This is a genomic window from Methylobacterium sp. E-045 (assembly GCF_022829685.1).
GTDB lineage: Bacteria > Pseudomonadota > Alphaproteobacteria > Rhizobiales > Beijerinckiaceae > Methylobacterium.
On sequence record NZ_JAKSYE010000014.1, the window covers coordinates 52473 to 72054 of the forward strand.

General features: G+C 65.4%; 18 protein-coding genes and 1 tRNA gene. 14 read left to right on the forward strand and 5 right to left on the reverse strand.

The window, feature by feature from the left end:
* Nucleotides 1-90: 90 nt before the first annotated feature.
* A complete protein-coding gene (gene cyoA, locus MKK51_RS00945; protein ID WP_243974420.1) occupies nt 91-1215 on the reverse strand; it encodes a ubiquinol oxidase subunit II in 1125 nt (374 codons plus the stop codon).
* Nucleotides 1216-1581: 366 nt separating this feature from the next.
* On the opposite strand from cyoA, the gene MKK51_RS00950 reads away from it, so the two are divergent.
* Nucleotides 1582-2913 carry an MFS transporter gene (locus tag MKK51_RS00950; protein WP_243974421.1) on the forward strand — a complete coding sequence of 444 codons (1332 nt, stop codon included), beginning with the start codon at nt 1582-1584 and terminating at the stop codon, nt 2911-2913.
* A 75-nt stretch (nt 2914-2988) separates the two neighbouring features.
* Here the strand turns inward: MKK51_RS00950 and MKK51_RS00955 are convergent, their stop codons facing one another.
* The 3 genes from MKK51_RS00955 to MKK51_RS00965 form a co-directional block, all read right to left on the reverse strand.
* A complete protein-coding gene (locus MKK51_RS00955; protein WP_243974422.1) occupies nt 2989-3384 on the reverse strand; it encodes a hypothetical protein in 396 nt (131 codons plus the stop codon).
* Between the two features lie 124 nt (nt 3385-3508).
* Nucleotides 3509-3859, reverse strand: a complete 351-nt coding sequence (locus MKK51_RS00960; protein WP_243974464.1) for a hypothetical protein — start codon at nt 3857-3859, stop codon at nt 3509-3511.
* A 118-nt stretch (nt 3860-3977) separates the two neighbouring features.
* A complete protein-coding gene (locus MKK51_RS00965) occupies nt 3978-4505 on the reverse strand; it encodes a hypothetical protein (protein WP_243974424.1) in 528 nt (175 codons plus the stop codon).
* A 217-nt stretch (nt 4506-4722) separates the two neighbouring features.
* Between MKK51_RS00965 and argC the strand changes: the two genes are divergently transcribed.
* The 4 genes from argC to MKK51_RS00985 all read left to right on the forward strand — a co-directional run bounded on the left by argC (nt 4723) and on the right by MKK51_RS00985 (nt 8428).
* Complete coding sequence (gene argC / locus MKK51_RS00970; protein WP_243974426.1) at nt 4723-5658, forward strand: N-acetyl-gamma-glutamyl-phosphate reductase; 936 nt, start codon at nt 4723-4725, stop codon at nt 5656-5658.
* Between the two features lie 39 nt (nt 5659-5697).
* Nucleotides 5698-6105, forward strand: coding sequence for a hypothetical protein (locus MKK51_RS00975; protein WP_243974427.1), 408 nt, complete (start codon nt 5698-5700; stop codon nt 6103-6105).
* A 966-nt stretch (nt 6106-7071) separates the two neighbouring features.
* Nucleotides 7072-7605: a MucR family transcriptional regulator gene (locus tag MKK51_RS00980; RefSeq protein WP_243974428.1), complete on the forward strand. Its 534-nt coding sequence runs from the start codon at nt 7072-7074 to the stop codon at nt 7603-7605.
* 746 nt (nt 7606-8351) lie between these two features.
* Nucleotides 8352-8428: transfer RNA gene (locus MKK51_RS00985), tRNA-Arg, on the forward strand.
* Between the two features lie 181 nt (nt 8429-8609).
* Here the strand turns inward: MKK51_RS00985 and MKK51_RS00990 are convergent.
* Nucleotides 8610-8885: a GCG_CRPN prefix-to-repeats domain-containing protein gene (locus tag MKK51_RS00990; protein WP_243974429.1), complete on the reverse strand. Its 276-nt coding sequence runs from the start codon at nt 8883-8885 to the stop codon at nt 8610-8612.
* 287 nt (nt 8886-9172) lie between these two features.
* On the opposite strand from MKK51_RS00990, the gene MKK51_RS00995 reads away from it, so the two are divergent.
* The 9 genes from MKK51_RS00995 to eutC all read left to right on the forward strand — a co-directional run bounded on the left by MKK51_RS00995 (nt 9173) and on the right by eutC (nt 19206).
* The gene (locus MKK51_RS00995) at nt 9173-9772 is read left to right on the forward strand and encodes a cysteine hydrolase family protein (protein ID WP_243974430.1); all 600 of its coding nucleotides are present in this window, start codon (nt 9173-9175) and stop codon (nt 9770-9772) included.
* Between the two features lie 81 nt (nt 9773-9853).
* Nucleotides 9854-11614 (forward strand): ubiquinone-dependent pyruvate dehydrogenase, encoded by a 1761-nt coding sequence (poxB, locus tag MKK51_RS01000; RefSeq protein WP_243974431.1) that lies wholly within the window; start codon nt 9854-9856, stop codon nt 11612-11614.
* Nucleotides 11615-11707: 93 nt separating this feature from the next.
* Complete coding sequence (locus MKK51_RS01005) at nt 11708-12451, forward strand: (Fe-S)-binding protein (protein WP_243974432.1); 744 nt, start codon at nt 11708-11710, stop codon at nt 12449-12451.
* Nucleotides 12448-14037, forward strand: a complete 1590-nt coding sequence (locus MKK51_RS01010; RefSeq protein ID WP_243974433.1) for a lactate utilization protein B — start codon at nt 12448-12450, stop codon at nt 14035-14037. Before MKK51_RS01005 ends, MKK51_RS01010 begins: the two co-directional genes overlap by 4 nt.
* Nucleotides 14038-14374: 337 nt before the next feature.
* Nucleotides 14375-14968, forward strand: coding sequence for a lactate utilization protein C (locus MKK51_RS01015; RefSeq protein ID WP_243974434.1), 594 nt, complete (start codon nt 14375-14377; stop codon nt 14966-14968).
* Nucleotides 14969-15117: 149 nt separating this feature from the next.
* Nucleotides 15118-15978 carry a transglutaminase-like domain-containing protein gene (locus tag MKK51_RS01020; RefSeq protein WP_243974435.1) on the forward strand — a complete coding sequence of 287 codons (861 nt, stop codon included), beginning with the start codon at nt 15118-15120 and terminating at the stop codon, nt 15976-15978.
* 203 nt (nt 15979-16181) lie between these two features.
* Nucleotides 16182-16937 carry a hypothetical protein gene (locus MKK51_RS01025; protein ID WP_243974437.1) on the forward strand — a complete coding sequence of 252 codons (756 nt, stop codon included), beginning with the start codon at nt 16182-16184 and terminating at the stop codon, nt 16935-16937.
* 47 nt (nt 16938-16984) lie between these two features.
* Nucleotides 16985-18385, forward strand: a complete 1401-nt coding sequence (locus MKK51_RS01030) for an ethanolamine ammonia-lyase subunit EutB (RefSeq protein ID WP_243974440.1) — start codon at nt 16985-16987, stop codon at nt 18383-18385.
* The gene (eutC, locus tag MKK51_RS01035) at nt 18382-19206 is read left to right on the forward strand and encodes an ethanolamine ammonia-lyase subunit EutC (RefSeq protein WP_243974442.1); all 825 of its coding nucleotides are present in this window, start codon (nt 18382-18384) and stop codon (nt 19204-19206) included. The genes MKK51_RS01030 and eutC overlap by 4 nt, the downstream gene beginning before the upstream one ends.
* The last annotated feature ends 376 nt before the right edge of the window (nt 19207-19582 follow it).

A 19582-nucleotide genomic window follows, 5' to 3' on the forward strand; every position in this document is an offset into this window, starting at 1 on the left:
TCGCTTCGGGCCCCGTCTCTCATGGGTTCAATCTAATGGTGCCGTCGCCGTGACGCGCCTGTCCCGAAGGCCGCGCGTCATCGCGTCGGCCTAGCGGTTCAATTGCACCGGGGCAGGGTCGCTTTGGTTCGTGTCCGGCCCGGAATGGTCGTGGTGATGGTCATGCCCCTTGGCGGGGTCGACCTCCTGGGTGCGTGGCTTCTTCTCGGAAGCGGGGAACGTCGCCCCCTGTGCTTCCTCGCCGCGGACGGCATGACGGTTGTCATAGCGGAGCCGCTCCTGGTTGGCGTGGCTCTCCTTGCCGGCGCCACCCTTCGAATCGATGCTCATCATCTCGCCCATGCACATCTTGCCCTCGATGACGCACATGTTGAGGATGGCGCTGTAGAGGCCGGGCGCCACGGAGGAGTAGTAGCTCACCGGCTCACGCTCGCTCGGCTTCTCCAGGGCGACATAGGCATCGCGAGTGAGCTCCTTGCCTTCGGCTTTCGCCTTGGCGACCCACTGGTCGAACCCCTCCTGGGTTACGCCGTGGAACTTGAAGTTCATCCGCGAGAAGCCCTCGCCGCTGTAATTGGCCGAGAAGCCCTCGTAGACGCCCGCCTTGTTGACGACGGCGTGCAGCTTCGTCTCCATGCCGGCCATGGCGTAGATCTGCCCCGCCAGAGCCGGAATGAAGAACGAGTTCATCATCGAGGCCGAGGTGATCTTGAAGTTGATCGGCACGTCCACCGGTGCCGCCAGTTCGTTCACCGTGGCGATGCCGAGATCGGGGTAGAAGAACAGCCATTTCCAATCGAGGGCGACGACCTCGACGGTCAACGGCTTCACATCCGCCGGAAGCGGCCGCGAGGCGTCGATGCGGCTGAGGGGCCGGTAGGGATCGAGCGTATGCGTGCTGATCCAGGTCAGCGCCCCGAGGGCGATGATGATCACGAGGGGGGCGGACCAGATCAGCACCTCGAGCTGCGTCGAGTGGTGCCAGTCCGGATCGTACTCGGCTTCGGTGTTCGACTGGCGGTAGCGCCAGGCGAAGAAGAGCGTGAATGCGATCACGGGTAAGATGATCAGCAGCATCAGCCCCGTCGAGGCAACGATCAGGTCACGCTGCCGCGTGGCGATGTCGCCCGCAGGTTGCATGACGACCATGTTGCAGCCCGACAGAAGGGCCACGAGAGGCAGGATAGCGAGAGCGCGCAAGGATCTGGATGACATCCGACCGGCTGCAGTGAGACGTCCGCGGACGGAACGTCGGGAGGAAACATCTGGTTTACGAGAGGCGGCGGTTCGAACCGGACCGCTTCCCGCGAGACCGGTTCGATACGGGCTTCTCCTGCGCAGCGCAAAGGCGCCGTGGCAAGTGCCTGCGGCTTCAATCAGCCGGGCGTTTAGAGCATAGCTGATTTGTCTCGCGAGAGGCAGTAAGAGGGGGAGCATCATCCGCGGACAATATGCCATAGCGGACCGCGAATCGTGCCGTTGCATCGCTTTGCCGCAGTGCAACACACGTCCATAATCGGAACACAGGGGCGCGCCAAGTGCGGCGTGTCCTCCCACCCTTCAAGCAGCGAATGGCCGTCCATGAGCCAAGATTACGCGTTGCAGACCCCGCCGCATCTCAGTGCAGGTGCCCGGGCCGGCGCCACCGAACCCGAAGTCGCCCCCGGCGACATTGCCGTGGGCGTCCTCATCGGCCGGACATCGGAGTTCTTCGACTTCTTCGTCTTCGGCATCGCCTCGGTATTGATCTTCCCGAAGGTCTTCTTCCCGTTCGTGCCGCCGCTGGACGGGACGCTCTACGCCTTCGCCCTCTTCGCCCTCGCCTTCGTCGCGCGGCCGATCGGTTCGGTGATCTTCATGGAGATCGACCGCCGTCACGGGCGGGGCGTGAAGCTGACGATCGCCCTGTTCCTGCTCGGCGGCTCGACGGTGTCGATCGCCTTCCTGCCGACCTATCACAGCATCGGGATGGCCTCGATCTGGCTGCTTGCCGCCTTCCGGATCGGACAGGGGCTCGCCCTCGGGGGAGCCTGGGACGGCCTGGCTTCGCTCCTGTCGATCAAGGCCCCCAGCGACCGCAAAGGCTGGTACGCGATGATCCCGCAGCTCGGAGCGCCCATCGGCTTCGGGCTCGCCAGCGCGCTGTTCTCGTTCTTCCTCGCCAATCTGACGATGGACGACTTCCTGGATTGGGGATGGCGGTATCCGTTCTACGTCGCCTTCGCGGTGAACGTCGTCGCGCTCTTCGCCCGGCTTCGTCTCGTTGCGACGGAGGAGTTCACACAGCTCCTCGAGACCCGTGAACTCGCCCCGACCCCGGTCTGGGAAATGATTCGCGCGCAGGGACGGACCGTCCTCATCGGTGCCTTCGTGCCACTGGCGAGTTTCGCCCTGTTCCACCTCGTGAGCATCTTCCCGATCAGCTGGATCACCCTGTTTACGAAGCGCTCGGCCGGCGAATTCCTGCTGGTGCAGTTCGTCGGTTCCATGGTCTTTGCTGGCGCGATCGTGATCTCGGGAATCGTCGCGGATCAAGTGGGACGGCGCCGGCTGGTGGGGATCGCGGCCAGCCTCATCGGCCTGTTCAGCCTCGCCAGCATCCTCGCGCCGCTCCTGTTCGGCGATAGCGAGACCGGCCAGACGATCTACGTCCTCGTCGGTTTCGGTCTTCTCGGCCTCTCCTACGGCCAGACCTCCGGCTCGGTGACCGAGAATCTCGGAACGCGCTACCGCTATACCGGCGCGGCGCTCACCTCGGACCTCGCCTGGCTGATCGGAGCCGGCTTCGCGCCCCTCGTGGCACTGAGCCTGTCGAGCCGATTCGGCCTAGCCTGGGTCGGCGTCTACCTCCTGTCCGGCGCGGTCGCGACCCTGAGCGCGCTCGCCGTCAACCGGAAAATCGCCGCTTACTGATCGCTGAGGTCAGAGGCTCTACGCAAAAGGCCCGCATGCCATGCATGCGGGCCTTTCTCGTTCGGGCCGGTCGGTTCAGCGGATGGCGGCGCAGGCGGCAATGGACGGACCAAGGGCGAGATCGCCCTGTCGCGGATTATTAAGGGCAAATGCTCCGGCATCCTCGCGCGGGAAGAAGCTTGGACCGAGCTCGCGCTCGAAGAAACCGTTGCCGACCTCGTAGAAGCAGCGGTCCTTCACGGCGGTCACCGCGAAGCTTCTTTGAAGGACGGGTTGTCCGAGGGGCACGCCACCGCGCAGCACTCCGCCGCAATAACCGGAGATATCAACAGGAGCCGGCCCGTCGAGCCTGATCGTCCGCGAGGTACCGGGGCGAACCGTCACGGCCGGACCGCCCTCCTGGCCCACCACCAAGGTCAATGTGGACCGGTTGGCGACCTGTCGCAGGCACGACGCTTCGGCCGTGCTCATGCCAGCCGTCAGAACCGTGAAAGATGCGAGACCTGCGAGAACGAGCGTCGGGTGGATCGGCATGTGGAAGCCCTTCGAGTTTCGGGATTGCGGGAAGCGCGACGAGACGGTTGTTCCGGTCGGGTCAGCGGTTGATCCCGCCCGGGCCGCCCGAGGTTCCACCGGTGCCGGGCAGGGCGCCGGTTCCGGGCGGACCGCCGACGCCGGTGCCGACGCCCGCTCCGGACGACGTGCCCGATGCCGCGCCCGCGCCACCGACGGGAGCCTTGCCGGCAGGAGATCCTGTCACCGCCCCCTCGACCGGAATTGCCCCGCTGGACGGCACCTCGCCACGGACACCTTCCGATGCCGCCGCCTCACCGCGGCTCGACGGAACGGTACCGATACCAGCCGGCGCTTCGATGACCTGCGCCACGACGGCTCCCGTTGGCGAGAGGGCGAGGCATAGGCTGAGAACGAGGGGTCTGGCGATCATCGAAATGAAATCCTGAACGGCGGGTGATGTCTGGGGCAGAACTCCGCGCGGTTCGGTTCCGTTCAAAACGGAGATGGACGACGAGGCCGAGCACCCGCTCATCCATGCAATCACGCACTCACGCAGAGCTGAGCGCCTTCTCAAGCTCGCTTTTCGACATGGTGGACCGGCCGCGAATATTCGCCGACTTGGCCTTCCGCATCAGTTCCGCTTTCGTCGGGCCGCCGGACGCCCTTCCTTGCTTGGCCCCGGCATTCCTGGCGGACGCGGATTTCTCGGCCACGTCCTTCGGCTGAGGGGAGAACTGCTTACCGTCCTTGGTATCCGCACGTTTCTTTCGGGTGGAGCGGTCATACTCGTCCTTCGACAAGGATGCTCGGGCCTTCTTTGGAAGATAGCGCTCTCCAGTCTCACCGCTCGGCTTGCCGGATTTCGTATCCCATTCCTCTTCCGACCATTGCGTCAGGCTGTTCTCGTCGGACTTCTTGTCCTTATAGCCGCCCCCGGCGTCCTTGTAGGCCTTCGTCGCGGCCTGCGCCTTGCGGGCGGACCATTGACCGGGCTTGCCTCCCTTGTCGGAAGCGGTCACCTCCGACTTGATCTTGTCCCACAGCTTAGGGTCGGCTTTCTCTGCGCTGGCCGTCATCGTTCGCGCCTATGCTTGTTTCCGTGCGATCAACCTGCACCAGGGGGGGCAGTTCCCGGTGGACGGCGTGTCATCCATCCGTGAGAAACCAACACGATACAGGCGACACGGTGAGAGACGTCATCAAACCGTGATGTTGACTTGAGAGGCCACAGCCTCCACCTCGCGAACGCGCAGGGCGGCTTCCATCCCAGGCGAGACGAACGGGATTTTTGGAATGAGCGAGAGCGGAGTGGCGAAGCCCACGATCTTCATCGATGGGGAGGCCGGCACCACCGGCCTCGGCATCCGCGAACGCCTGGAGCGCGAGGGCCGCGTTTCCCTGAGGAGCATCCCGCACGAGAGCCGCAAGGACATCGCGGTCAAGCGCGCCCTTCTCGCGGATGTGGATCTCGTCGTCCTGTGCCTGCCGGACGATGCGGCGAAGGAGACGGTGGCCCTGGCCGACGGCCTGCCCCGTGGCGGACCACGCATCCTGGACGCCAGCACCGCCCATCGCGTCACCCCCGGCTGGGCTTACGGCTTTGCCGAATTGAAGCCCGGTCAGGCACAGGTGATCCGGGAGGCTCGGCGCGTCGCCAATCCCGGCTGCTATCCGACCGGTGCCATCGCCCTCGTGCGGCCCCTGGTCGATGCCGGATTGCTACCGCCCGACACGCCGATCAGCGTCAACGCGGTCAGCGGCTATAGCGGCGGCGGCAAGAGCATGATCGAGGCCTATGAGGCCCGAGAGGCACCGGCCTTTCAGCTCTACGGTCTCGGCTTCGCTCACAAGCACCTGCCGGAACTGCAGACCTATGGCGGCCTGACCCGCCGGCCGATCTTCATCCCGTCCGTGGGAAACTTTCGCCAGGGCATGCTGGTGAGTATCCCGCTCCACCTCGATACCCTGCCGGGACATCCGGATGCGGCAGCTCTCCAAGCGGCCCTTGCCGCCCATTACGCCGGAAGCACGATGGTGACGGTGGTTCAGACCAGCCCGGACGACAAGCCGGACGCCGAGGCCTTGAACGACACCGATTTCCTTGAATTGCGGGTCTATGGCACGCCGGACCATGCACAGGCGCTGCTCGTCGCCCGGCTCGACAATCTCGGCAAGGGCGCATCCGGCGCCGCCGTGCAGAATATCGGCCTCATGCTGGGTTTGGATTAGAAGCTCGGTGCGGATTGGGGCAAAGGCCGATGCACCTCCATGTCCTTGTTGTCGGACATGCCCCAATCCCCCGGCTTAGAAAGTTCCCGCGCCGCCCCTAATCTACGCGTCGCGATGCCGCAGGCTTGGGTCATGGCCTCTGTGGGCAGGTTCAGCACCCTGAACCAGGGTGAATCTGTGCTTTTAACTTTGAAAAGCAGGCGGTGCGACAAGATCGCAGGTAAAGGCGGTCCGACGATCGACCGAATCCACGAACGGGCAGTGCGACATTCGCCAACAGCACGCCTCAAGCTGAAAGCACGAGCGAACCATCTCTATGCGCCCGAGCTGCGTCTGCCCCAATCCGTTGAAGCGACGTCGGCGCTCGTCGATCCCATCTCGGCCAAGCTGCTGAACGCCGCTCTCACGTTGCGGTCTGGTTTCCCGGTGCAGAAAGGCCGGAAATAGGCGAAATATTCAGCAAATCCTAAAACCGCGGGCAGCAAGTCCGAGCGATTTTATTGTCCAACCTGCAATTTTGCATGTTCGTCCCCGGAACTGTTCACCGTCGGGCAAGTTAGGCGTCCGTGCTTGATGATCGCGAGATGACGCCGGCGCATTTGCGTTGAGCGGAAGCGACATCATCCTTCGGCGACTCGCTGATCTGTGTTCCTTGGCCATGTTCAGTGCCCGAGAACATGACGATCATTCGTTCAATGGCGAGGGCGATGCATTGCTGCAGGGATGCTCGGTGGGCCTGCCGGCACCGTCGGAGGGCTTCAGATTATAGTATGGTGGGAGTGCATAGATACGACTTTATGAGAGTATACTTTCGGGCGGACCACGTGCAATCTGCGGGTCCGATCGGCCAGATCGCGATTCGATATGTAACCGGGCGTCACAGTCGGTCGTATACCGGCATCGATGGGCGGGGGTGGCAATAGGAGCATTCTGTTGCACACTTGAACAGAATTGCCAACGGGCGGCTTGAAACCGTTGCTGTCTCCAACGGGATGATTTTTGCAAGCCGGCCTTCGTCGACGGTGGACCGTAATGGCGACCGGCCATCATGAATACCATGCTCGGCCGACCGGGCGTTCAAGGCTGGCGAACCTGCAAGGAGCGGTTGAGACCGTTTTTATCGATACCCCGTGCCAGTGGCAAAGTTCTTCACGACCTCCTTCGCTTGACCCGATGTTGAGCGGGCTCCCACGACGCTCTAGTGCGGCAGAACGAACGACAAACTGTGCTTGCCCCACCGCCCAAACGTTCGGGCAACGGACGATGTGGGCTCCGCACACCGCCAACACGCGAAACATTTGAACGAATGATCCTTAAACCGGTGAATTTCTTCCAATAACATCTTGCTAGATGCGCAAACAGTGCATAGGCTTGCGTACAGTTTCAACATAGCGAACCGATGGCGTGAATTTCATGAGTGAATCAGACACCGACTCAGCCCGTCTCATCACCTTAGCGGCGGACATCGTCTCGGCGTATGTCAGCAACAATCATGTGCAGAGCGCGGAACTGCCTAAGCTCCTCAGTGACGTGCACGAGGCCATTCGTTCGGTGAGCACGAGCAGCGCACCGGCCGCGGAAACCGGCCCGCCGAAGGCGACGCCACAGGAAATCCGCCGCTCGGTGACGCCCGATTACTTGGTGAGCTTCGAGGACGGCAAGCAGTACAAGACGCTGCGTCGGCACCTCACCCTGCGCGGTCTGACCCCCGAACAGTACCGGGCCAAATGGGGCCTGCAGCCGGATTACCCGATGACGTCGGCCGCCTATTCCGAGCAGCGTTCGGAACTGGCTCGCGCCCTTGGTCTCGGTCAGCAACGTCGCAAGACCGCCCCCCCTGTATCCAAGGCAGTGCCCGAGGAAGTCGTCAGCGAGCCGGAGGAGGAAGCCGTTGTGGCTCCGCCGGAGAAGAAGCGTCGTGGTCCCCGCAAGAAGCAGGCGGCCTGAACTTCCCCCGACGGCACGTGCTTGCGCGCCGTCCGGTCTATCCGATCACTGCTCATGAAGCCCATTTCCGGCGCGTTGCTGGGAGTGGGTTTTGCCGCGACTATGCAAAGTCCTATTGAGTGACATCACGGCCGCCGCACGGCTCGATGATCTGTCAGCGACGGACGCGTTGCAGGCCCATGTTCCACAACCGACATGGTCTTGGATTGTTAGAGTGCCTCACAGAGCTCCCGCTCACCCTCGGTTTCCGCTCTGAGCACCGCGGCGCAGCGGGAGTTTTGTGAGAAACACTGAGGCAGCGCGGCCGGCACGTCTGCCGGATATCCGACGATGCCGGTTCAGCACCTCTCGCAAGGTGGCCTCGATCATGAGACCGTTCGGTTCGACTGTTCCGATCGGCCGTATGACGGCAAGCGTCCGCGCACCATCGTCCGTACCGAGCCTTATCAAAGAGCGGTCTTCCGCATCCTTCTGTGGCTTGTCGGCTCCATTCCGGCCCTCGCTTACAAGTTCACGGTTGCATCACGATGCACGGGGCGAGATTCGGCGGTGAACGGGAGGAGTGCGATGCAGCCCACATCCACTCCTGAAGAGGCTGAAGGCTGCGGGATCCTTGACCGGCCCCGACGTGGCCATCGAGCGAGCGTCGTCATCCTCTTCGGCAAATTCCCGTTGTGTGACGGCAGCGCTCGCCTGAGGCTAATGACAGCTCGGGAGGGGGGTGTTAGGAGAGGCGCGGCACCCCCGACTCCGTAGCTCAGCTGGATAGAGCAGCCGCCTTCTAAGCGGCAGGTCGTTGGTTCGAGCCCAACCGGGGTCGCCATGCCCTCTCTCTCTGTGACGCCGCGAGATCGCTCAGGGCGCTTCGGTCACCAAACCCTCCGGACATGAGAACGGCGCCTCCACTGGTTGGGAAGCGCCTTGTGGATCGTCACGGGATGCCCGTGGGGCCTTGCCGGCGGGCAGGGATGCTCCCGGCAGGCCGGGAGCATCGTCCTTTATAGTCAGTAGCCGAACCGCACGTAGGGGCGGGGCGCATAGGCGTAGGGCCGGTAATACGGACGGTAGTACGGCCGATACCCGTAGCCATAGCCGTAGACCGGCACCGGACGGGGCGCGTAGTAGCCGAACGCGCGGGACGTGGCCCGGCATCCGAACGCGGACGGATAGTAACCGTAGCCGCAGCCGCCGGCGGCCTCGGCCGTCGTGGTGGTGGCGGCAGCCATCGTCAGGCCGCCGATGACGGCGCCGATGAGGCCCAAAGTCTTCACGTGCTTCATGACAGGAACTCCAGATCGCATCCCCTCGGGACCACGGCTTCACCTCGGGGCGTGACGCATCTAGACACCCGATCGCTGAACGAATTCTGACATTTCCGGCGGCGGAAGCCCCTTCCGACGCCGGCGAGCTTGAGCGCGCGATTTCGTGATTGAGAAAGGGTTATCGCGCGCTTCCCGCCCCCGGCCGGGCGCGCGTCCCCGCCGCGACGGACGGGATTGACGCCGCCCGCAGATGAGGTCTCCTCGCCCGACACCCGTCCATGTCCTCGACAGAGCGAAAGTCCGCCATGACAGACCTCAAGACCCTGCGCGACGTCTCGGGCCTGAGCCCGGCACCGGCGAGACTCCGGGCCTCCGCCCTGATCATGATCGACCTGCAGAACACCTACCGCGAGGGAATCATGCGCCTCGAGCAGGTGGAGCCCGCCATCCGCGCCGCGCGCGAACTTCTCGCCCGCGCGAGAGAGGCCGGCATTCCCATCGTCCACATCCAGCACGATGCCGGGCCGGGTTCGCCCTACGACATCTCCGCCGCCATCGGGCGGATCAGCGCCGAGGTGGCGCCGCAGGCGGGCGAGACCGTCATCGTGAAGAACTATCCCAACGCCTTCGTGGGCACGAACCTGCAGGCGCATCTCAAGGAGTCCGGCGTGCAGTCGGTGCTGCTCGCCGGCTTCATGACGCATATGTGCATCAACTCGACGGCACGCGGCGCTTTCAACCTCGGCTTCAGCCCGACGGTCGTGGCCTCCACCACCGCCACCCGTGCCCTGCCCGGCCCCGATGGTTCGGTGGTGCCCGCGAGCGCCCTGCAGGCCGCGAGCCTGGCCACCCTCGGCGATCTCTTCGCCGTGATCGCACCGAGCGTCGGCGACATTGCGGACTGAGCCGTTCCGGCGCCTCATATCCGCTCACCGGGAACGTGTGCGGCGCAGCATCGTTCGGCTTCTGAAGCAGGAGCCGAACCCATGAAAATCGACATCGTCGCGGATCTCGTCGTCGAAACCTTGCAGCAGGTGGGTGTCCGGCGGATCTACGGTGTCGTCGGCGACAGCCTCAACGCCATCACCGAGTCGATCCGGGCGCGGGGCGTCATCGATTGGGTGCATGTGCGCCACGAGGAGGTCGGTGCCTTCGCGGCCGGAGCGGAAAGCCAGATCACGGGGGAGCTGGCGGTCTGCGCCGGCTCCTGCGGTCCCGGTCACGTCCATCTCGTCAACGGGCTGTTCGATTGCCACCGGAGCCGGACGCCGGTCCTGGCCATCGCCGCGCATATCCCCTCCGCCGAGATCGGCTCCGGCTACTTCCAGGAGACCGACCCGAAGGCTCTGTTCGCCCAGTGCAGCCATTACTGCGAACTCGTCTCGGACCCGTCGCAGCTGCCGTTCGTTCTCGAGAACGCCATCCGCGCCGCGGTGGGGCAGGGTGGTGTCGCGGTGGTGATCATCCCCGGCGACGTGGCGTTGAAGGATGCGCCAACCCGCGCCATCGCGCCCAATGCCGGCCTGTTGCCGGCAAAACCGCTGATCCGTCCGGTGGAGGCCGAGCTCAACGCTCTGGCCGAACTCCTCGACGGCTCGTCCAAGATCACGCTGCTCTGCGGCCGGGGCTGCGCCGGCGCCCATGCCGAACTGTTGCAGCTCGCCGAGGCCCTGAAGAGCCCCATCGTCCACGCCCTGGGCGGCAAGGAGCACGTGGAATACGACAACCCCTACGATGTCGGAATGACCGGCCTCATCGGGTTCTCGTCCGGCTACGCGGCGATGCGCGACTGCGACACGCTGCTGATGCTCGGCACCGATTTTCCCTACAAGCAGTTCTATCCCGCGAATGCCAAGGTGGCGCAGATCGACCTGCGCTCGAACCAGCTAGGCCGGCGCACGAGGCTCGATCTCGGCCTCGTCGGCGACGTGCGCGACACGATCACGGCGCTCCTGCCGAAGCTCGGCGTGAAATCCGACCGGACCTGGCTCGATGCCAGCCTGAAGCACTATGCCAAGGCACGCGAAGACCTCGACGATCTCGCCACCGGAGCCCCGACCAAGGGCTGGTTCGGCCTGAAATCGGCCAAGTCCCCGATCCACCCGCAATATCTCACCAAGCTCCTCAGCGAGGCTGCGGCGCAGGACGCGGTCTTCACGGCAGATGTCGGCACGCCGACGATCTGGGCGGCGCGCTACCTGAAGATGAACGGCAAGCGCCGGCTCCTCGGCTCCTGGGTCCATGGCTCGATGGCCAATGCCATGGCGCAGGGCATCGGCGTGCAGGCGGCCTGTCCCGGACGGCAGGTGGTCTCCCTGTCCGGAGACGGCGGCTTCACCATGCTGATGGGCGACCTGCTGACCCTGCGGCAGGAAAAGCTGCCCCTGAAGGTCGTGATCTACAACAACGGCTCCCTCGGCTTCGTCGAGATGGAGATGAAGGCCGCGGGCTATCTCGAGACCGGCGTCACCCTGGAAAACCCGGACTTCGCCGCCATGGCGCGCGCCGCCGGCCTCCACGCGGTGCGGGTGGAAGACCCCGCTGAGTTGGAGGGCGCGATCCGCGAAGTGCTCGCCCATGACGGACCGGCGGTGCTCGACGTGGTGGTCAACCGCCAGGAACTCTCGATTCCCCCGAAGATCGACGGTCAGCAGGTGAAGGGGTTCAGCCTCTACGTGCTCCGTGCGGTGATGAGCGGCCGGGGGGATTCGGTTCTCGACCTCGCCAAGACCAACATCATCCGATAGATAAAGAGCGACCTTCGAACGTATCCAAACTGTACCGCGATGCGGCATACGCTCCCGAGCGCTGCCGCATCCCAGGAGAGAAGACCGCTTTCCATGCGCATCGGACTGTTCGTGCCGTGCTACGTCGATGCCTTCGAGCCTGAAGTCGGCATCGCGACGCTGGAACTGCTGGAACGCTTCGGCCTCGACGTGGCCTATCCTTTCGACCAGACCTGCTGCGGCCAGCCGATGACCAATACCGGCTGCCATGCGGAAGCCGCCGCGACGGAAGCGCTCTTCGTCCGAAACTTCGCCCCGTTCGATTACATCGTCGCCCCGTCCGGCTCCTGCGTGCATCAGGTGCGCGAGCATCTCACCGCGATCCCGCAGACGGACGAGGTGAAGGACGTCCGCGCCAAGACTTTCGAGCTGGTGGAGTTTCTCCACGACGTGCTCAAGGTCGATTCCTTTCCCTGGGCCGAATTCCCGCACAAGGTCGGGTATCATTCGAATTGCAACGCCCTGCGCGGCATCCATCACGCGCGGCCCTCGGAGCTCAACAAGCCGGCCTATTCGAAGCCCCTCGACCTCCTGGCCAAGGTGAAGGGGATCGAGATCGTCACCCCGGCCCGGCCGGACGAATGCTGCGGCTTCGGCGGGACGTTCAGCGTGTTCGAGCCGGCCGTGTCGGCCAAGATGGGCTACGACAAGGTCAGCGATCACAGTCGTGCCGGGGCCGAATACGTCGTCTCGTCCGACTCGTCCTGCATGATGCACCAGAAGGGCTGCGCCGCGCGGATCGGCGTGCCGCTCAAGTTCATACACATCGCCCGCATCCTCAACGGAGTCTCGGCATGAGCGCGCATGAGGACAGCGCCCCCCGCGAGCGCATGATCCATCCCGACGTCGCCAGGGCCGACGACGAGGGCGAGCGCGGCCAGGATGGCCGCCGCCTCGATCACGCCGAAGCGACGACGAGGCCGATCAGCGCCGAGCCCCAGGCGAAGGCGGTGCGGGAGCCTCAACCGCGCGGCGCCAAGATCCGCGGCAACCGTCCGATCGATCAGGCCGAGGCCGCCGAGCGCTTCCTCGCGGCCCCCCTTCACCAGAAAGCCCATGACGAGCGCCTGTGGGATCTGCGCAAGAAGCGTGACACGGCGGCCTTCGGCATTCCGGAATGGGAGGAGCTGCGCGACCTCGCCTCGCGGATCAAGGCGCACACCCTGTCGAACCTCGACCGCTATCTCGAAGAGTTCGAGGCCAATGCGAAGGCCAACGGCGTCCATGTCCACTGGGCGGCGGATGGGGCCGAGCACAACCGCATCGTCCACGGCATCCTGAAGGATCACGGCGCCAAGTCGCTGATCAAGTCGAAGTCGATGCTCACCGAGGAATGCGGCTTCCGGCATTACATGGCCGGTACCGGCATCGAGGTGATCGAGACCGATCTCGGCGAGCGCATCCAGCAGCTCGACAACGAGGAGCCGAGCCACGTGGTGGTGCCGGCGGTGCACAAGACCCGGTTCGACGTGGCCGCCGTCTTCGCCAAGACCATGGGCACGGACCCGGAGAACGACGACGCCCATTACCTGGCCGAGAGCCAGCGCATGCATACGCGCCCCCTCATCCTGGAGGCGGATGCCGGCATGACCGGCTGCAACTTCGCCATCGCCGAGACCGGCACGGTGGTGACCTGCACCAACGAGGGCAATGCCGACCTGTCGGGCAACGTGCCGAAGCTGCAGATCCACTCCATCGGCATCGAGAAGCTGATCCCGCAGATCGAGCATCTGGGCGTGTTCCTGCGCCTGCTCGCGCGCTCGGCCCTCGGCTCGCCCATCACCCAGTACACCTCGCATTTCCGAAAGCCGCGGGCCGACTCGGAGATGCACTATGTGCTGGTCGATAACGGTCGCTCCGAGCGGCTCGGGATGGAGGAGTTTTGGACCTCGCTCAAATGCATCCGCTGCGGCGCCTGCATGAACACCTGCCCGGTCTACCGGCGCTCGGGCGGCCTCTCCTACGGCGCCACCTATTCCGGCCCGATCGGCCTCATCATCGACCCGACCTTCAACAAGCGGAAATACTCGACCCTGCCGTTCTCCTCGACCATGAACGGCAGCTGCACCAATGTCTGCCCGGTGAAGATCAACATCCACGAGCAGATCTTCGCCTGGCGCAAGGTTCTGGCGGAAGAGCACCAGATCCCGCTGCTGAAGCAGGGCATGATGAAGGCCGCCGGGCAGGTGCTGAGCCGGCCGGCCACCTACCGCGCCGCCATCGGCGCCGCCGATTCCGCCCTCAAGGCATTGCCGCGCTTCGCCGTCTACAACCCGCTCAACACCTGGGGGAAGGGTCGCGAGATGCCCGACAGCCCACGCCAGAGCTTCCACAGCTGGTACAAGCAGAACCGGATGGACAAGAAGCCGGAGACGGACGCGTGAGCAGCCCAAACGTCATGCTCCACGGCTCACTCCAGCCGGCACGCATGCCCTCTCCCGGCCCGGCGGCTACTGGATTCACCTATCGGCGCGTACGCTGTTCGCCCTATCCGAGAGGGGCCGACATGAGGCGCGACCGTCTCCCTCTCCTGGAAGGAGAGGGCTGGGGTGAGGTGTGGTTCCTCTCCGGAAAGCTCGCACACCTCACCCTGTCCCTCTCCTTCCAGGAGAGGGGACCCGCGCATCCCGCCGGATGTGTGAACATATTAGCCCGGCAAGCGGGGCGAGGGACGTGCACAGCCTCGGCTCGGCAGGACGATCGTCTTCGGAGTGCTGCTCGATGAGCGCCCGCGACGACACCCTGGCCCGTGTCCGAAAGAACCGCCCCGCCGGGGATCATCCCTTGCCGGAGATCCCGAACTTCGAGCCCTTGGTCGGCGACGATCTCGTGGCGGAGTTCGGCGAGCGCCTGAAGCGCATGGGTGGGCGCATCGCGGCGCCGGTTCCGGGCGAGGACCCGTTCGCCGCCGTGCGCGAGCGCCTGGACGAGAGCGCGGTGATCGCCTCGGCGGTGCCCGAGATCGCCGGAAACCGCGATCTCTCCCGCGTGGCGTTGCCGGGTGATCTCGCCGATGTCGACGTCGCCGTCGTCCGCGCCGTGTTCGGCGTGGCCGAGACCGGGTCCGTGCTGTTCACGCAGGAGGAGCTCAAGGTCAACGCGGTCGCCTATCTCGCCCAGCACCTCGTCGTGTTGCTCGATCCCGCCGACATCCTGGTCAACATCCAGGCGGCCTACCGCCGGCCGGATTTCGCCCGCGCGGCCTATGCCGTGCTCCATACCGGACCGTCGGCCACCGCCGATATCGAGGGCGTGCTGATCCATGGCGCGCAGGGCGTGCGCTCGCTCACCGTGATCCTGCTGCCGCACACCTGACACGAACGGCGCGGGAGGCAGCCGGCGAGGCACGCCTCGCATGGCCCTATCTATCGCGAAACGGCCGAACCTGGCCTTTTCCGCAGGATCCCGTTGCTACGGCGGGCGTAATCCTTGCTAGGACATCCCTAACGGAGGAAGGAACGTCCATGCGCTACACGCTCGGCTGCAGTTTGTCTTATAACATACTCTCGGACACGACCTTCATCTTCAACATCGAAGTGGCTCGCCTGAAGAGCCTCGACGTCCTCAGCGAGACCCTGACGCTCAAGCCCGACCTCAAGCGGGAAATCTACATCTCGCCCGACCTGCAGAACCGCTATCTCGGCGTGAACGTCCCCGCCGGCCAGTTCTCCCTGGAATACAACGCCGAGGTGGAGCTCACCGTGCACCGGGCCGATCCGGCCACGATCAACGAGACCCCGATCTCGCAGCTTCCCCTCGACATCCTGCCCTTCCTGCTGCCGAGCCGCTTCGTCTCGTCCGACCGGCTGACCCCCTTCGCGCAGGCCGAGTTCGGGGCGCATCCCAAGGGACATCAGCGCGTCAACGCGATCTGCAACTGGATCCACGATCACCTGACCTACCAGCCCGGCACCAGCGACGGCGAGACCACCGCCGACGAGAGCCTGCTCAAGCGCGCCGGCGTCTGCCGCGATTTCGCGCATATCGGAACGGCCTTCTGCCGGGCCCTGGGCATTCCCGCGCGTTTCGTGAGCTGCTACGCCCACGGGCTCGTGCCGAGCGACTTCCACGCGGTGTTCGAGGCCTATCTCGATGGCCGCTGGTGGCTGTTCGACGCCACGCGCCAGGCCGATCTCGACGGGCTGGTGCGCATCGGCGTCGGCCGGGATGCGGCCGAGATCGCGTTCTCGACGCCCTACGGCAACATGCAGCCGGTCAACCAGCAGATCCGCATCGCCCGCTCCGACGGCCTCGGCAGCCCGCCCCAGCGCACGGTGGACGCGATCTCGACCGAGCTGCCGGCCCCGCATGCGGGTGCGGCCTGAACGAGCGGATCACAGGATGACGGCATCCTGCGATCCACGTCCGTCGTCCGTCCGATCCCGTGGGGCCGGCTGGATTTGTCTTGGACAACCTTGTGGATGACGCCGATCCGATCGGCGTGATCGTCGGTTTTTCAGTCGAAGGAAGACATTGCCATCTATAGCTGCCTGCGTCCCATGCGGATCCCATGATGGAACGAGGCGCGATGGCTATCCCCCTTCAGACCCGCGGAACGTCGTCCGCGGCCTATGAGGCATCGTTCCAGGCCATCCGATCGCTCTGGCGCGAGACGAGCGCCGTCGTGGCCCTCGTCATGGTCCAGGGACTTGTCGACGCCGCCACGTCGGCATCGCGACGTCCGGCACTCGCATCCCTGGAGCTCATCGTCGATGTCGTGGTCACCGTCCTCCTGACCCCCTACACGATGGCGATCTATCGCCACGCCCTGGGCTTGCCGGTGGGCAGCCTTCGACGCTTGCTCGAGGATGCCGTCCGGCGGAAGGATTTCCTTGCCTATCAACTGGGATGGTTTCTCGTCGGCCGCCTCTGGACGACGATCCCGATCACGTCGTTCCACGGCATGGTGTCCGTTCTCCTGTTCATCCTCTGCTGCTGGCTGACGCTGCGTCTCTTCGCCGTCGGACCGGCCCTCGCCATCGAGGAATCGCAGGCCACGGCCAGGGGAGCGTTCGAGGCCACGGCCGGTCGGGTCTGGACGATCGTCTACATCTGTTTCTGCACGGCATTCCCCCTCGTTGCCGCGGTACTCATCGCCGGCGTGGCGGTCGTCCTCGTCGTCGGCTCGGGGACAGGGAAACCGGCGGCCTCATCCTTGATCCTGACCGGCATCTTGCTCAGCCCCTTGGTTATCTTCAGTCTGGTCCTCCGCGCCGTGCTCGAAGCTCAGATCTTCCGGAACCTCGGTCTGTTCGCCCCGCAGCCCGAGGGGGAACACCGATAAGTGCCGATGGCTCGATTTTCGCGACGGCGATGCAGGAGCGTTGAACCATGACCTATCGGCACGTCGTCGGCCCCAAGACCCATGTCTTCGCAGACCTCGCCGCCCTGATGGCCAAGGCCACGCCCCTGCGCTCGGGCGACCGGCTCGCCGGCATCGCCGCGGAATCGGCGGAGGAGGGGATGGCAGCGCGCTGGTGCCTGTCCGAGGTGCCGCTGTCGGAGATTTTGGCCAAACCCCTCATCCCCTACGAGGAGGACGACGTCACGCGCCTCATCCTCGACACGCACGATGCGGTGGCCTTCAAGGAGATCGCCCATCTCACCGTCGGCGATTTCCGCGAGTTCCTGATCAAGGCGTCCTCCGAGACCCTGGCCCGGATCTCGCCCGGCATCACGCCGGAGATCGCCGCCGCCGTCTCGAAGATCATGCGCCACCAGGACCTGATCCTGGTGGCCCGCAAATGCCGGGTGGTGACGAAGTTCCGCAACACGATCGGCCTGCCCGGCCGGCTCTCCGTCCGCCTCCAGCCCAACCACCCCACCGACGATGCCGCCGGCATCACCGCCGCCATCGTCGACGGGCTGTCCTATGGCTGCGGCGACGCCGTGATCGGGCTCAACCCGGCCTCCGACTCGGTCTCCACCCTCGGCGGCCTGCTCCACCTCTTCGACGACCTGATCCAGCGCCTCGCGATCCCGACGCAGGGCTGCATCCTCACCCACGTCACCACCACCCTGGAAGCGATGAACCGGGGCCTGCCCGTGGACCTCGTGTTCCAGTCCATCGCGGGCACGCAGAAGGCCAATGCCAGTTTCGGCGTGACCCTGCCGATCCTGAAGGAGGCGCACGAGGCGGCGCTCGCCCTCAAGCGCGGCACGGTGGGCGACAACTGCATGTATTTCGAGACCGGACAGGGCTCGGCGCTCTCCGCCAACGCCCATCACGGCATCGACCAGCAGACCCTCGAGGCACGGGCCTACGCCGTGGCGCGGCCGTTCCGGCCGCTCCTCGTCAACACCGTGGTCGGCTTCATCGGGCCGGAATATCTCTATGACGGAAGGGAGATCATCCGGGCCGGGCTGGAAGATCATTTCTGCGGCAAGCTCATGGGCCTGCCGCTCGGCTGCGACGTTTGCTACACCAACCATGCCGAAGCCGACCAGAACGACATGGACACGCTCCTGACCCTGCTGGGAGCGGCCGGCTGCACCTTCGTCATGGGCATTCCCGGTGCCGACGACGTCATGCTCAACTACCAATCCACCTCGTTCCACGATTCCCTCTACGTGCGCGAGGTGCTGGGCCTGAAACGCGCGCCGGAATTCGAGGCGTGGCTCGAACAGATCGGTCTTACCGACAGGGACGGGGCGCTCCTGCCCGAGGGGCCGAGCGCCCGGCTCATCGCGGCGGCCCCCGGCCTGTCCGACCGGAAGGGGATCGCCGCATGAGCGCCGAAGATCCGACCATGGACGACGCCGCCATCGACCCCTGGGCTCGACTGAGCCGCCTGACGCCGGCGCGGATCGGTCTCGGGCGCGCCGGGACCGGCATGCCCACCATCGAGGTGCTGCGCTTCGGCCTTGCCCATGCCCAGGCGCGGGATGCGGTCCACACGCCGATGGATGCGGCGGAGGTGGCATCGGGGATCGAGGCCCTGGGCTATCCCACCCTCGTCCTCGACTCGGCGGCGCCGGACCGCGCCACCTACCTGCGCCGCCCCGACCTCGGCCGCACCCTGGGCGAGGACAGCGCGAAGATCCTCGCCGAGCGGCCCTCCGAGCCGGTGGACCTCGCCATCGTCGTGGCGGACGGCCTGTCGGCGCGGGCGGTGCACGAAGGGGCGGCCGGTTTCCTCGCCGCCTTCAAGGCGCATATCGACAAGGCCGGGTGGAGCGTGGCCCCCGTCGTGGTGGCGAGACAGGGTCGCGTCGCCCTCGGCGACGGGATCGGCGCGGCGTTGAAGGCCCGCGCCGTCGCCGTGCTCATCGGCGAGCGCCCCGGCCTGTCCTCGCCCGACAGTCTCGGCATCTACCTCACCCTCGACCCGCGCGTGGGGCGTTCGGATGCGGAGCGCAACTGCATCTCGAACGTGCGCCCGGCCGGGCTCTCGCACGACCTCGCCGCGTTCAAGCTCGACTGGCTCCTGAGGGAGGCCTTCGTGCGCGGAATCACCGGGGTGAACCTCAAGGATGGCAGCGGGCCGGCGCTGGAGCCGCCACCGCGTCAGCAGGCGCTGGAAGACGGAAGCGACACCGCATCCCGGACCTGACGGAACGCGGAACGGCCTACGCCATCCGCGAGGCCCGAGCGGCCCGCGCCCCCTCGGCCCGCAGAACCCGCCTCGTCGGGCCGTGTCACGGCTCCCGGCGGGGCGCGTCGTCCTGCCGGACGCTCCCCGACTCCGATCACGCCCGCCATCCTTTCCGGGGAAAAGCGTGGCTGTGGCGGGGTCGCAACACCGCGAAAGCATCCCGACTTCGCCTTGGGACACGCCCTCATTCGCCGCGATCCCGCCATAAACCGGGACCACCTCAACATCCGCGGTAAACGACAGTTTCCCCAACGCTTTACCGCTGAATTCCGAGACTGCGTTTCACGGTGTCGAACGACGCTTCACCGGCGTCGCGTGCCATCGCTTTGAGAGG